A 13925-nucleotide genomic window follows, 5' to 3' on the forward strand; every position below is an offset into this window, starting at 1 on the left:
TCGTGTCCCTTCCATGCCCTGGATTGCAAATCGCCCCGCCAGCGCCGCATGGCGGAGCGCGGATGCCGATCAGGTATTGCTGATGACGATCTTGGGGAATTTGGCCGAGAAATCCTGCGCCTTGACCGCGATGCGCGCGGCCACCTTGCGCGCGATGTCGCGATAGAGGCCGGCGATGCGTCCTTCCGGCTCTGCCACCACGCTGGGGGTGCCGCTGTCGGCGTTCAGGCGGATCGACAGGTCCAGCGGCAGCTGGCCCAGCAGTTCGGTGCCGTAGTCGGCGCTCATCCGCGCCGCGCCACCCTCGCCGAAGATGGGTTCGGCGTGGCCGCAGTTGCTGCAGATGTGGATGCTCATGTTCTCGACGATGCCCAGGATGGGCACGCCCACCTTCTCGAACATCTTCAGGCCCTTGCGCGCATCCAGCAGCGCGATGTCCTGCGGCGTGGTGACGATGACGGCGCCGGTGAGCGGCACCTTCTGGCTGAGGGTGAGCTGAATGTCGCCGGTGCCGGGCGGCAGGTCGATCAGCAGGTAATCCAGTTCGCCCCACAGCGTGTCGTTCAGCAGCTGGGTCAGCGCCTGGGTCACCATCGGGCCGCGCCACACCATCGGCTGCTCGGGGTCGATCAGGAAGCCGATCGACATGGTCTTGATGCCGTGGTTTTCGATCGGCTCGATGTGTTTGTTGTCCGGCGACACCGGCTGGCGCCCGGCCACGCCCAGCATGGTCGGCTGCGACGGGCCGTAGATGTCGGCGTCGAGCAGGCCCACCGTGGCGCCCTCGGCGGCCAGCGCCAGCGCCAGGTTGGCGGCGGTGGTCGATTTGCCGACGCCGCCCTTGCCCGAGGCGACGGCGATCACGTTCTTGATGCCCGACAGCAGCGGCAGGCCGCGTTGGGCGGCGTGCGCCACCACCTGGCTGCTGACATTGACACGCGCGCTGTGCACACCGGGCACCGCGCGCAGCGCGGCCTCGACTTCGGCGGCGATCCCGGCATGGCGGCCGGCGGCCGGATAGCCGAGCACGATGTCGACGCTGACCGCGCCGTCCTCCTGCTTCAGGTTGCGCACGCACTTGGCGGACACGTAATCGCGCCCGGTGAGCGGGTCGACCAGTTGCGCCAGGGCGGATTGCAGGGCGGAAAGTTCGGGCATGGCTTGCGTCCTTGTAGCACGCGCCCGGCCACGGGGGTGCGCCGGCGCGATGGGCATTGCGGGAAGGCGCAAATTGTACAACCGCGGGCCGGGGTCGGGGCGCGCCGCCATGAAAAAGGCGCGGCCGGAACCGCGCCCGCTTCGTGCTGGCAGCGCCTGGGCGAAGGCGCCGCCGGCCGGGATCACTTCTTCAGACAGTCGCTCATGAACTTCTTGCGATCGTCGCCCTTGAGCGCCTTGGCGCTGGCTTCCTTGTTGCAGTAGCCCATCTTGTCCTGCTGCTTGGTGGGCTTGGCGCTGCTGGTGGCGGAATCCTTCTTCAGGCACTCGCTCATGAACTTCTTGCGCTCGTCGCCCTTGAGCGACTTGGCGCTGGCCTCCTTGTTGCAGGTGGCCATCTTGTTCTGCTGGTCGTTGGCGGCCTGGGCGCCACCGGCCAGGGTGAGACCGGCCAGCAATGCCAGCAGGGCGGGAATCGATTTCATGTTGTGGACTCCTGATTGGGGGATAAGGACAACGCCCTCAATGATAGCCGCGAGTAAGCACCGTTTCCGCGTGTCGCAGCCCACAAACAGACAAGGATGGTCATCCGAGCACAGCGAGGCTCCCTCGCCGCGGCGAGGGCGGGGGGAGTGGAATCGATCAAGGAGTACCGCTCCTGGCACCCCAGCCACGATGAGCGCCCGGCTCTGCCGGGTGCTTACCTCGCGCCGAGGTCCATCGCTGCATGCCAGCACACAAGGTACGTGCACTCAGAATGGATTGCCCAGCGTGACGTAGTAACGCATCTGCTCGTTGTCGCCATAGGCCAGCCCCAGGTAGAACGGGCCGAGGAAGGTTTCCACGCCCAGGTAGCCGACGAGGGAGTAGTGCCAGCCATCGAAATCAGTCAGCGAACGGCTGCTTTCGCTCTGGTCCATGTTCCCCACTTCGAGGGCGCCGCCCAGATAAGTACCCTTGCCGCTTTCCGAGAACAGCTTTATCGGGCGGTACAGCGCCAATCGGCCGTAGAGGAACTGGTCGCCCAACAGCTCCTGGTAGTGATAGCTCGACAGATTGAGGAAGCCCCCCAGCCAGCGCAGTTCGCTCAGGCCTGAATCACCCTCGCGCATGACCTGGCCCCGCAAGGCGAGGTGTCCGCCGAAGTCGCCTACCTTGAAACCATGCGTCATTTCCAGGCCATAGCGGCCGTACTGCTGGAAGTCGGAAAGGCCGTCGGTGCTCAGGCCCGCAGCGGTGGGTATCGTGATCGGGTCCACCGTGGTCTTGCCTTCCAGCGCTTCGTAGCCGTAGAGATGCAGCAAGGTGCCGCTGGTGGGGAAGTTCAGGTTGTCCAGCTGGTCGTAAAACAGGTTGAAGCGGATGCCCCAATCCCATTGGTCGCCACTGGGCAGGACGTTCGACCCGACCTGCCGCGTCATCCGGTAGAAATTGACCTCCGGCCCGATGCGCAGCTCGCCGTAGCGCGCCCAGGACGAGCCGAGGTCCAGGCCCACCTGGCTGTGGGTGTAGCTGTATTCGGCGGCCTGCTCGCCGTCGAACCAGATGGCGACGGGGCTCTTGGACAGGCTGGCGCGCGGCGCGACGAAGGCGTAGCCGTCGATCTGCAGCGGTTGGTAGAACTCGGCCACCAGCAGGTTCTTGTCGCCGACCGACACCAGCGCCTGGAACTCGCCGCCGAGGCTGTTGATCCACGGCCGCCGGTAGCGCGCGGTCAGGCTGTACGGGTTGGAGCGGTCGAAGTCGGTGCCGAGTGCCAGGCCGAAGTTCAGGTAGTTGGGCCCCCAGTCCTTTTCCACCGGGGTCAGGGTCAGCATCTGGCCGGAGCCCCGGTCGGACAGCGAGTAGTCGAGCTGGGTGAAGTCGCCGCGCGAGTACAGTTCCTCCAGCCCGGCCTTGAAGTGCTTGTCGTCCAGCGGCTCGCCGGTCTTCACGTCGAGCACCTTCTGCATCACCTCGGGATTGACGTACTTGAGCTTGGCCACCTCGATGCCGGTGATCGGCTTGGGATGCAGGCGTTTCTCGGTGTAGGCCGCCTGCCAGGCGCGGTAGCTGTCCGGTGACACGGCGTAGCGCCGCAGCTGGTCCAGCGATTTGCGCGCGGCGCGCTCGCCCAGCGCGATGAAATCCTTGGCCTTGGCGAAGTCGGAACTGGCCAGCTCGCCCAGGTCGGGCGTGAGCAGTACATCCACCGCGGTCAGGCTGCCGATCTGCGGCCGCTGGTTCTGCAGGATCATCAGCCGGGTGTATTGATCCGCCACGCTGAAGATGTTGCCGATGGCGTCGCGCTTGAGCGGCGGCGATGCCACGTCCACCGCGATCACCACGTCGGCGCACAGCTCGCGCGCCACGTCCACGCCCAGATTGCGCGACAGGCCGCCGTCGGCCAGCAGGTGGCCGTCGCGCGTCACCGGCGGGAACACGCCGGGCACCGCCATGCTGGCCAGCATGGCCGACACCAGGTCGCCGTCCTTCATCACCAGCATCTCGCCGTTTTCCAGGTCGGTGGCGATGGCGCGGTACGGTACCGGCAGGTCGTCGAAGCTGGCCACGGTGCCCGAATAGGTCAGCTGGCGCAGGAACAGCTCCACTTTCTGGGTATTGATCGCCGACTTGGGCAGCGACACCACGCCACTGTCGGACACGCCGATATCCACCGGCAGCAGCGCCAATTGGTCGGCCTGCTTCTGGCGGAACGAGTTGGCCTGGCGTGGCAGGCGCGAGCTGAGCAGATCGTCCCAGGCCGCGGCGTCCACCCGCTCGGCCAGATCCTCGGCGGTGCGGCCGGAGGCGAAGCTGCCCGCCACCAGCGCACCCATACTGGTGCCCACCACGCAGTCGATGGGGATGCGTTCCTCTTCCAGCACCTTGAGGATGCCGATATGCGCCAGGCCGCGCGCGCCGCCGCCGCCGAGCACCAGCCCGATGCGCGGCCGCGGCGCGGTTCCGGCGGCGGCCACGCTGGTGGCAAGCGCCATGCATGCGATGCCGAACAGGGTCTTCTTCACAGCCTCGCCCCCTTGAGCGATATGTCTACAATTGGGTGAAGGACCGAAAGGAGCTTCGGTCCCCGATGAAAGATTCGCCGAGCCATGTCAGCGTCGATGCTGGGCTTTTCGGCGTCAAGTCAAACCCGGTCGGGAGTGTAGCGGATTCATGCGACTCATCGCGCACAGGGGGCTGGGCCGCTGCGCCCCCGAGAACACCCTTGCGGCCTTTGCCAGCGCGCTGTCGGTAGGCTTCCATGGCATCGAAACCGATGTCCGGCTTTCCGTCGACGGCGAACTGATCCTGTTCCACGATCGCCTGTCGCGGCTGGGCCTGCCGGTGGCGGCGATGACGCGCACCGAGCTGTCGCAGTCCGAAGGCTACCTGGTGCCGACGCTGGCCGAGGCGCTGGAAGCCTTCCCGGACGCGCTGTGGAACATCGAGCTGAAGGCGCCGCCCGCCGCCGTGCCGCTGTGCTCGCTGCTCAAGCAGATGTCCGGCAAGCGCCAGGTGATCGTCACCTCGCTGCGGCACGAGATCATGCCGGTGGCGGCCGAGACCTTGCAGCTGGAATGCGGGCTGATCGTCTGGCACCGCCCGATCGCGCTCAATACCCTGCTCTACGCCGCCATGCCCTACCCGCGGCTGCGCATCCTGGTGTGGCATTACGAAGCCATCGAGCTGTCGCTGTTGCAGCAGGCCAACGCGCTGGGCTTCCGCAACTACATCTTCGGCGCGCAGACCGAGCACGAGCACGCGATCTGCGCCGAGCTGGGCATGCACGGCATCATCACCGACTACCCCGAGTTCGTCGGCCTGGAGTACGCCACATCCTTGCAATGAACGCCTGACCGACCGCCCCGCAGTGGGCGGCTCATCACAACGATCCAAAGAGATACCGACATGCTTGTCCTCGAATTCGCGGTGGTGCTGGGCGCCATCCTGGTCGGCGCGCGCCTGGGCGGCATCGGCCTGGGGGTGATGGGCGGGCTGGGACTGGCGATCCTGTCGTTCGGCTTCGGGCTGCGCCCCACCAGCGCGCCCATCGACGTGTTGCTGATGATCGTCGCCGTCATCACCGCCGCCGGCACGCTGCAGGCCGCCGGCGGCATGGATTACCTGGTGCGCCACGCCGAGCGCCTGCTGCGACGCCATCCCACCCGCATCACCTGGTTCGCCCCGCTGGTCACCTATACCTTCACCCTGTTCGCCGGCACCGGCCACGTGGCCTACGCGGTGCTGCCGGTGATCGCCGAGGTGGCGCGCGAGGCCGGGGTGCGCCCGGAGCGGCCGCTGTCGATCGCGGTGATCGCTTCGCAGGCCGCGATCACCGCCAGCCCGATCTCGGCCGCCACCGTGGCGCTGCTGTCGCTGCTGGGCGGCGACATCCACCTGTCGGACATCCTGGTCGTGGCGATTCCTGCCACGCTGGCCGGGGTGCTGGCGGGCGCGCTGGTGGCCGGCCGGCTGGGGCGCGAGCTGGAGGACGATCCGGCCTACCAGGCACGGCTGGCCAGCGGCGAGGTGGCGCCGCGCCACCTGGCCGACAGCGCCCCGCTGCCGCCGCACGCGCGCCGCTCGGTGGTGCTGTTCCTGCTGGCGGCGGCGCTGGTGGTGCTGCTCGGCTCGTTCCCCAGCCTGCGCCCGGCGTGGCCGGTGCAGGGCCAGATGACCGAGCTGGACATGGCCAGCGCCATCGAGATCGTGATGCTGTCGGCCGCCGCGCTGATGTTGCTGCTGTGCCGGGTCAATCCGGACGAAGTGGTGCGCGGCAGCGTGTTCCGCGCCGGCGCCGCGGCGGTGATCGGCATTTTCGGCATCGCCTGGATGGGCGACACCTTCATCGAGGCCAACATGGCGTTCTTCTCCAGCGAGATCCACGCCAGCGTCACCCGCGCGCCGTGGCTGTTCGCGCTGGCGCTGTTCGTGATGTCGATCCTGTTGTATTCGCAGGCCGCGACGGTGCGCGCGCTGGTGCCGCTGGGCATCGCGCTGGGGCTGCCGTCGGCGTCGCTGATCGCGATGTTCCCCGCCGCCAACGGCTACTTCTTCATCCCCAACTACCCGACGCTGATCGCCGCGATCAGCTTCGACGCCACCGGCACCACCCGCATCGGGCGCTGGCTGCTGAACCACAGCTTCATGCTGCCCGGCCTGACCAGCTGCGCGGTGTCGGTCGCCTGCGGCTTCGCCTTCGCCCACTGGTGGGGACCGTGACAACCGACTGTGCAGAAATACCCGTGCCGCAACCAACGCGCATCGGGAAACGTCCGACAGGCAATGTGCGCCGCCGTGCGCACCATGGAAGCCGTCGAACATGCCAGCCGTCCGCATGCCTGTCCAAGCCCTTGCCCAGTCGAACCAGCCGCAGCAGCAATACGTGGTGCCGCCCCGCGCGGCGGCGCGCGCCGGGGTGTTCTCCGGCATCCTCGCCGAGATGCTGGGCAGCGACGTGCTCCCACCACCGGTGACCGCGCCGCGCCCGGACTCCGCAGCGCAGTGGCTGTCGGGCAACGGCGCCCAGAGCGACGGCTCCACCCGGCAATGGCTGACGCAGCGCCAGGCGCAAGGCCCAGCCCCGACCGCGCCGGCGGCGTCGCCACGCGCCGCCCAGGGTTATCTCGCGGCGGCACCGGCCGGTGGCGGCCGTATCGATCTGCACGCCTGACCGGCCATTCCGCGCTCAGTGCCCGCTGCCCAGGCGCCGCAGCGAATCGGCCAGCTCGGCCACGCGGCGCCGGGTTTCGTCCACCAGCAGGTTGATCTCCCCCGCCGACTCCGCCGAGCGCGTGGCCAGCTTGCGCACTTCGTCGGCCACCACCGCGAAGCCGCGCCCCTGCTCGCCGGCGCGCGCGGCCTCGATGGCGGCGTTCAGCGACAGCAGGTTGGTCTGGCTGGCGATGCTGTCGATCACCGAGACGATGTTGCTGATCTGGTCGCTGGACGCCAGCACCTGCGTCATCGCCACGTTGGTCTCGTCCACCGCCTGCATCCGCGCGGTGATGTCGGTGCCATCCATCAACACCTTGCGCAGCTTGCCGTCCTGATCCTGCACCGGCGTGAACGACGCGCCCAGCCACAGCTTGCTGCCCTCCGGACAGGTCAGCGGGAACTCGGCGGTGAGGAATTCGCCGGCGGCCAGCCGCCGCAACTGCTCGGCGTCGAGGATGCGGGTGTACGGCGGCATGTGGCTGCGCACCTCGTCGAAGCCGCGGGCGCGAAAATGCTCGATCAGGTAGGGGCTGGCCTCGGTGAGCGTGCCGTCCGCCAGCCATTCGGCCACCGCGTCGGACCGGCCGATGGCCTCCAGCCGCACGTTGAATTCCACCGCCTTTTCCTTGGTGTCGGTGATGTCGGCCTGGATCGAGATGAAGCGCTCCAGCCTGCCCTTGTCGTCGAACACCGGGTTGATCGCCAGCGAGATCCAGTGCGCCTGGCCGTGGCGGTTGTAGTTGAGGATCTCGTCCTTGAACGGCTGGCGCGCGGCCAGCTTCTGGCGGATGCGCTCGACGGTGGCGCGGTCGGTGCGCTCGCCTTGCAGCACCGCGCCCGGCTTCTTGCCGCGCATGTCGTCGAGGGTGTAGCCGGTCATGCGCTCGAAACCGGGGTTCACGTACTCCACCCGTCCTTCGGCGTCGGTGATGATGACGGCGTTGTCGGTTTCGTTGGCCACCAGCGACAACAGGCGGAACTGCTCGCGGCGCGCCACCTCGGCGGTCACGTCCTTGACGAAGGCGGTGTAGAGGATGCGGCCCTCCAGCTCCACCCTGGACAGCGCCAGCGAAGCCCAGCGGCGGCTGCCGTCCTTGCGCTCGACCGGCACCTCGCGCGTGGTGCCGACGATCTTGTCCTGCCCGGTGCGGCGGTTGGCGTTGACGTACTCGTCGTGATTGGCCTGGATGCCGCGCGGCACCAGCATCTTGACGTTCTGCCCGATCACCTCGGCGCGACCGTAGCCCCACAGGCGCTCGGCGGCGGCGTTGAAGAAGGTGACGAGGTTGTTCTCGTCGATCATCACCACCGCGTCCAGCGCCTGCTCCAGCGTCTGGTTGATGGTTTCGCGCGCATTGCGCTCGCGGGTGATGTCCTTGACGAAGGCGGTGTACGAGATGCGGTTGCCCACCTGAACCTTGGACAGCGACAGGTTGGTCCACACCCGGCCGCCGTCCTTGCGTTCCAGCATCACGTCGCGGCTGGTGCCGACGATCTTGTCCTGGCCGGTGCGGCGGTTGGCGTTGACGTATTCGTCGTGATTGGGCTGGATGCCGCGCGGCACCAGCATCTTGACGTTGTGGCCCAGCACTTCCTGCCGCGAATAGCCCCACAGCCGTTCCGCCGCCGCGTTGAAAAAGGTGACGTTGTTGTTGGAATCGATACTGACGACGGCGTCGATCGCCTGTTCCAGGACCTCACGGAGGTGATCGGAGCCGCCGAGCGCAACCCGGCCCCACATTTTGCGCAAGCTTGTCATTGTTTCATCCTGTCAAATGAATCGGAGTAAGCCTCGCCCCTGTAGGGACGAAGCCAGTCTGCGACTGCCTTCCGAGCAATTTTTCTGGCGAATTGCTTAACAATGAAATTCGTACAACGTCAGCACAAAAGATATTCAAACGCGGCTGTATGACGACGAATGGTTGCCCCCCCAGGCGGATGGTTTCGCTGGGTATACTGCCGCACTCGATTCGCCTCCTTTCAGCCGGAATTCCCCAGTGAAACGACGTCGCCTCGGCAGCGTGCTCGCCTTCTTTTTCGCCGCCACCGCCGCCGCGGTCGCCGCCACGGTGTCGCTGCTGGTGGGCGAGATCGCCAGCCAGGACAGCCGGCGCCGCATCGGCGAGGAACTGGAGGAACTGGCCAGCCAGTTGCGCGACCGGCTGGACGCCGGCATGGGCGAGCGGCTGCACGATCTGCAACTGATCGCCGCGATGCAGCAGGCGGACGAGCCCTCGCCGCGCCGCGGCGCCGAGCAGCAGGTGCTGGAAAAGCTCAAGGCGTCGTTCGCGCAGTACTCGTGGATCGGCTTCGCCGACGTCCAGGGTCGGGTGCTGTACTCGACCGGCCACCTGCTCGAAGGCGTGGACGTGGCCGAGCGCCCGTGGTTTCGCAACGGCCTGCTCGGGCCGTTCGCCGGCGACGTGCACGAGGCCAAGCTGCTGGCCAGGCTGCTGCCCCGCCCCGACAACGGCGAACCGCTGCGCTTCGTCGACGTGGCCACCCCGGTGCTCGGCGCCGACGGCGCCATCCAGGGCGTGCTGGGCGCGCACCTGTCGTGGGAATGGGCGCGCCGTGTGGTGGACCGCACCTTTCACGTCACCGGCACGGTGCGCGAGATCGAGGTATTCATCCTCAGCCGCGACGGCAAGGTGCTGCTGGCGCCGCCGGGCAAGGAAAAACACAACCTGCCCGAGGTGCCGCGCGGCGCCGTCTCGGAAATCCTGTCCTGGTCGGACGGCCAGCCCTACCTGACCGCGATCAGCCATTCCGCCGGCTTCGGCAGCGATTACCACGGCTTGGGCTGGCAGGTGGCGGTGCGCCAGCCGATCGAGGTGGCCTACCAGCCGATCCGCCAGTTGCAATGGGCGATCCTGCTGTGCGGCGTGATCGCCGCGCTGGGTTTCGCGCTGCTGGGCACGCGACTGGCGCGCAGCCTGTCGCAGCCGCTGCTGGAGCTGGCGCAGGCGGCCGACCGGCTGCGGCTGGGCGAGCCGGACGTGTGCATCCCGGAAACCGACCAGTACCGCGAAGCCGCGCGGCTGTCCGCCTCGCTACGCCACCTGGTGGAAGGGCTGACCAGCGAAAGCGCCAAGCTGGCGACGCTGAACGCCTCGCTGGAGGAACAGGTGCGCGACCGCACCGAGATGCTCGACCGCGCCAACCAGCATCTGCTGGGCACCTTGCAGGAACGCGACGAGCTGGTGAACCGGCTGAAGCAACTGGCCAATACCGACAGCCTGACCGGGCTGCTCAACCGCCGCGCCTTCTTCGAACGCGCCGACCAGGAACGGCGTCGCGCCGAGCGCCACGGCACGTCGCTGGCGGCGGTGGCGCTCGATATCGATCATTTCAAGCGGGTGAACGATCAGCACGGCCACACGGCCGGCGACGAGGTGCTGAAGGCGCTGGCGCGCACCTGCCATGTGACGCTGCGGGACGTGGACCTGATCGCGCGCTTCGGCGGCGAGGAATTCATGCTGCTGCTGCCCGACGCCTCGCTGGCCGACGCCATCCGTGTGGCGGAGCGCCTGCGCCAGACGGTGGCGGCGCTCCAGGTGCCGCTGCCGGCGGGCGGCACGCTGGCGATTACCATCAGCCTGGGCGCCGCCGTGCACCGGCACGGCCTGCCGCTGGGCGAACTGCTCGACCAGGCCGACCACGCGCTGTACGCCGCCAAGCGCGCCGGGCGCAACCGGGTGGAATACCTGCCGGACGATACGGTGGAACTCCCGGCGGACTAGGCGGCTGTGGCGGTCTGGCCGCCGCGCTCAGTGCACCTGCGGCCCGGCGGCGTCGGTGCCGTGGCCGGCGAACAGCTGTGCCACGTCCACCGCGTCGAAGTGATAGGGCTTGCCGCAGAATTCGCAGGTGACGTCGATGTCGCCGCGCTCGGCCAGCACCTCGTTCACTTCGTGGCGGCCGACCATCTTCAGCATGCCGCCGACCCGCTCGCGCGAGCAGGTGCAGGCGAAGCGCGGCGCCACCGGGTCGAACACGCGCACCTGTTCCTGGTGGAACAGCCGGTACAGCGTCTCGCGCACCGGCAGGTCGAGCAATTCGTCGTCGGTCAGCGTTTCGGACAGCTTCTGTACCCGCTCCCAGGCATCCGGGTCGCCGGTGCCTGCCGGCATCTTCTGCACCAGCATGCCGGCGGCGCGCCCGTCGCGGCAGCTCAGCCACAGCCGGGTGGCCAACTGCTCGGAGCGCTCCATGTAATGCTCGATGATCTGCGCCACGCGCTGGCCGGGCTCGAAGCCGACGATGCCCTGGTAGGTCTCGCCTTCCTTGGGCTCCAGCGTGATGACGAAGCGCCCGCGCCCCAGCAGTTCGGCCAGCGACACGTCGGGCACCTCGCCCTCCCAGCGCGCGGTGGCGCGCAGCGTCATGTCGCTGGTGCATTCGACGACGATCAGCCGCACCGCGCCGGTGCCGTGCAGCTGCATGATCAGGGTGCCGTCGAACTTGAGCGTGGCCGACAGCAGCGAGGCGGCGGCCAGCAACTCGCCGATCAGGTGGCGCAGCACCGGCGGGTAGTCCTGGCGCGACAGCACTTCCTTGAAGGTGGCGTCGAGCTGGACGATCTCGCCGCGCACCGGCGCGTCGTCGAAGAGAAAGCGTTCGAGGGTATCGGTCATGAGGATTTCCGTATTCGTTCGGCGGGTGGGTCGCGGCGCTCAGTCCACCAGCAGGCTGCGGTGGATCTTCACCACCGCCTTGCGGATCGGGCCCGGTTCGCCGCTGGCGCAGCACGGGCGATGCATCTCGCCCGGGAAGAACACCAGGAACATGCCCGGATCGAGATCGATGAATGCCTCGCGCGGCGACGGCGTATAGAAGGCGATATCGTGGCTGGCACGCCGGTCTTCCAGTAGCTGTTCGCTGCCGTCCGGCAGCGCCACGCCGTAGCGTTCGCGCCCGGACAGCAGCAGCTGGATGTCGGCGTGTTCCACGTGCGCCTCCGGCCGCTTCTGCTCGGCCGGCGTGGTCAGCGGGGTCTGGATCAGCAGCGCGATGCGCTCGCCTTCGAGCGGATAACGCCCGGCGGCCAGCGTGTCGAGCGGCATGGTTTCCAGCAGGCGCAGCGCGCGATGGATCGCGGCCGGATAGTGCGCGGGATGCGCACGCCAGTGGTGCAGGCTGCCCAGGATCATGATTGCTTCAGCTCCACCGTGTACAGGGTGAGCGGCAGGCTGGAGCTGATGTCGAACGCGCAGCCCGCCTCGATGCCGATGCGCGCGATGTCGGCGGCGGTCAGATCCGGCCGGTCGTAGACGGCGTGCATGGCGCCGATGGCGTAGTCGCGGCCGCTGCCGATGCCCCAGAAGCGCTCGAATTCATACACTTCGCGCAGCGAATAGACGCCGAAGATGCCGTGCGGGTTCGCCAGCAGCACCGTCATCTGGCTGGATTCGTAGGGATCGTCCTCTTCCTCTTCGGTCTTGAGGTAGAAGTCTTCCTTGAGCTTGGGATGCAGCTTGCGAAAGCTCTCGAAGATGCCGGCGCGGTCGGTGAAATCGAGGGTCTTCACCTTCTTCAGCGCGGCCTGCAACACCAGGTCGTGCGCGGCGCTGCCGGAGATCGAGAAATGGCTGCCATGCGCCTGGAAGATCTTGTTCCACTTGGCGTCGAAACCGGCGCCGAGGGCGGTATCGCCGAAGGTGGACTGGCTGTCGGCGGCAATCGCCACCTGGTTGTCTTTCTTGACGACGACGACGGTGGTCATCGGTATTCCTTGCTTGGGATGGGTTGCGACGGAACGGCCCGGTTGCCGTGCCTGGATCAGTGGCCGTCCTGGATCAATGCCACCAGCCGCGCCAACGCGTGGCGCACCGTGGCGGCGCGCACCGCGGCACGATCCCCCGGGAACTGCTGGCGCTCGGTGACGATGCCCTGCGGCGTGGCCCAGGCGAACCAGACGGTGCCCACCGGCTTGTCGGGGCTGCCGCCATCGGGGCCGGCCACGCCCGAGACGGCCACCGCGTACTGCGCGCCGGCGCGTTCGCACGCGCCCTGCGCCATGGCGGCCACCACCGGCTCGCTGACGGCGCCCAGACCCTGGATGAAGGCCGGCGGCACGTCCAGCATGTCCACCTTGGCGACGTTGGCGTAGGTGACGAAGCCGCGCTCGAACCACGCCGAGCTGCCGGGCACGTCGGTGATGGCGCCGGCGATCAGGCCGCCGGTGCACGACTCCGCCGTGGTGACGCTGGCGCCGCGCGCCGCGAGCAGGCAGCCGAGTTCGGCGGCCAGGGCAAAGGTCTCGCGCATCAGTCGATCGGCATCTGCGCGCTGGGCACCTTCAGGAAGTGCTCGCGGTAGAACTTGAGTTCGTCGATGGATTCGTGAATGTCGGCCAGCGCGGTGTGCTTGCCCTGCTTCTTGAACATCCGGTGCACCTCGGGCCGCCAGCGACGGCACAGTTCCTTGAGGGTGGAGACATCCAGGTTGCGGTAGTGGAACCACGTTTCCAACTCGGGCATCCAGCGCGCCATGAAGCGGCGGTCCTGGCAGATCGAGTTGCCGCACATCGGGCTGGCGTTCTTCGGCACGTGCAGCGCCAGGAACTCCAGCGCCTGCGCCGTCACCGCGGCCTCGTCCAGCGTCGATTGCTTCACGCGATCGATCAGGCCGGAGCGGCCGTGGGTGCCCTTGTTCCAGTCGTCCATGCCGTCGAGCACCGCGTCGCTCTGGTGCACCGCCCACACCGGGCTCTCGGCGACGATGTTGAGGTTGGAATCGGTGATGACGATGGCCAGCTCGATGATGCGGTCCTGCTGCGGATCGAGCCCGGTCATTTCCATGTCGAGCCAGATCAGGTGGTTTTGGTCTTGCGGCATACCAGCCTCGGGGATATTGCAAAAGCGCCATTCTAGGGCCTGTTCACACTATTTTCACGACAGCGTTCGGGGCAGTGCCGGTGTGCGGCAAGGCGCAGGACGCGCGACGGTATGAATACCGTGAGCGGCGTGCAACGCAGCAGCGCGCCGGCGCGCCGTTCCCACCAACGGCCACGGAGCCGGCGCCGGGCTGTGCCATAATCGCCCCTTTCGCCGTAAGCCGCCGTT

13 protein-coding genes are annotated in these 13925 nt (G+C 67.7%); 4 read left to right on the forward strand and 9 right to left on the reverse strand.

The features are described from left to right. Positions 1-69: 69 nt before the first annotated feature. The 3 genes from apbC to C556_RS0109525 all read right to left on the reverse strand — a co-directional run bounded on the left by apbC (position 70) and on the right by C556_RS0109525 (position 4166). Positions 70-1158 (reverse strand): iron-sulfur cluster carrier protein ApbC, encoded by a 1089-nt coding sequence (apbC, locus tag C556_RS0109515; RefSeq protein ID WP_018748017.1) that lies wholly within the window; start codon positions 1156-1158, stop codon positions 70-72. Between the two features lie 182 nt (positions 1159-1340). Beyond that, positions 1341-1643 carry a PsiF family protein gene (locus tag C556_RS0109520; protein WP_018748018.1) on the reverse strand — a complete coding sequence of 101 codons (303 nt, stop codon included), beginning with the start codon at positions 1641-1643 and terminating at the stop codon, positions 1341-1343. Between the two features lie 267 nt (positions 1644-1910). Next, positions 1911-4166 (reverse strand): patatin-like phospholipase family protein, encoded by a 2256-nt coding sequence (locus C556_RS0109525; protein WP_018748019.1) that lies wholly within the window; start codon positions 4164-4166, stop codon positions 1911-1913. A 148-nt stretch (positions 4167-4314) separates the two neighbouring features. On the opposite strand from C556_RS0109525, the gene C556_RS21620 reads away from it, so the two are divergent. The 3 genes from C556_RS21620 (at position 4315) to C556_RS0109540 (ending at position 6814) form a co-directional block, all read left to right on the forward strand. Continuing rightward, on the forward strand, positions 4315-4989 hold the full coding sequence (locus C556_RS21620; RefSeq protein ID WP_018748020.1) for a glycerophosphodiester phosphodiesterase: 675 nt from the start codon (positions 4315-4317) through the stop codon (positions 4987-4989). A 60-nt stretch (positions 4990-5049) separates the two neighbouring features. Further along, positions 5050-6363, forward strand: a complete 1314-nt coding sequence (locus C556_RS0109535) for an anaerobic C4-dicarboxylate transporter family protein (RefSeq protein ID WP_018748021.1) — start codon at positions 5050-5052, stop codon at positions 6361-6363. A 115-nt stretch (positions 6364-6478) separates the two neighbouring features. Continuing rightward, positions 6479-6814: a hypothetical protein gene (locus C556_RS0109540; RefSeq protein ID WP_018748022.1), complete on the forward strand. Its 336-nt coding sequence runs from the start codon at positions 6479-6481 to the stop codon at positions 6812-6814. Positions 6815-6829: 15 nt separating this feature from the next. Here the strand turns inward: C556_RS0109540 and C556_RS24080 are convergent, their stop codons facing one another. Then, positions 6830-8617 carry a PAS domain S-box protein gene (locus C556_RS24080; protein WP_211214704.1) on the reverse strand — a complete coding sequence of 596 codons (1788 nt, stop codon included), beginning with the start codon at positions 8615-8617 and terminating at the stop codon, positions 6830-6832. 238 nt (positions 8618-8855) lie between these two features. On the opposite strand from C556_RS24080, the gene C556_RS19960 reads away from it, so the two are divergent. After that, positions 8856-10601, forward strand: coding sequence for a sensor domain-containing diguanylate cyclase (locus tag C556_RS19960; RefSeq protein ID WP_018748024.1), 1746 nt, complete (start codon positions 8856-8858; stop codon positions 10599-10601). Positions 10602-10628: 27 nt separating this feature from the next. Here C556_RS19960 and hslO read toward each other — a convergent pair whose 3' ends face one another. The 5 genes from hslO to orn are packed head-to-tail and all read right to left on the reverse strand — an operon-like array spanning position 10629 to position 13697. Beyond that, positions 10629-11495, reverse strand: coding sequence for an Hsp33 family molecular chaperone HslO (gene hslO, locus C556_RS0109555; protein WP_018748025.1), 867 nt, complete (start codon positions 11493-11495; stop codon positions 10629-10631). Positions 11496-11534: 39 nt separating this feature from the next. Then, on the reverse strand, positions 11535-12011 hold the full coding sequence (locus tag C556_RS0109560; protein WP_018748026.1) for a NanQ anomerase/TabA/YiaL family protein: 477 nt from the start codon (positions 12009-12011) through the stop codon (positions 11535-11537). Beyond that, the gene (locus C556_RS0109565; protein ID WP_018748027.1) at positions 12008-12583 is read right to left on the reverse strand and encodes an Ntn hydrolase family protein; all 576 of its coding nucleotides are present in this window, start codon (positions 12581-12583) and stop codon (positions 12008-12010) included. Before C556_RS0109565 ends, C556_RS0109560 begins: the two co-directional genes overlap by 4 nt. Positions 12584-12639: 56 nt before the next feature. Beyond that, positions 12640-13128 (reverse strand): CinA family protein, encoded by a 489-nt coding sequence (locus C556_RS0109570; RefSeq protein WP_018748028.1) that lies wholly within the window; start codon positions 13126-13128, stop codon positions 12640-12642. Then, complete coding sequence (orn, locus tag C556_RS0109575; protein ID WP_018748029.1) at positions 13128-13697, reverse strand: oligoribonuclease; 570 nt, start codon at positions 13695-13697, stop codon at positions 13128-13130. Before orn ends, C556_RS0109570 begins: the two co-directional genes overlap by 1 nt. Positions 13698-13925: the final 228 nt, after the last annotated feature.

The sequence above is a fragment of the Chitiniphilus shinanonensis DSM 23277 genome (assembly GCF_000374805.1).
GTDB classification, from domain to species: Bacteria; Pseudomonadota; Gammaproteobacteria; order Burkholderiales; family Chitinibacteraceae; genus Chitiniphilus; species Chitiniphilus shinanonensis.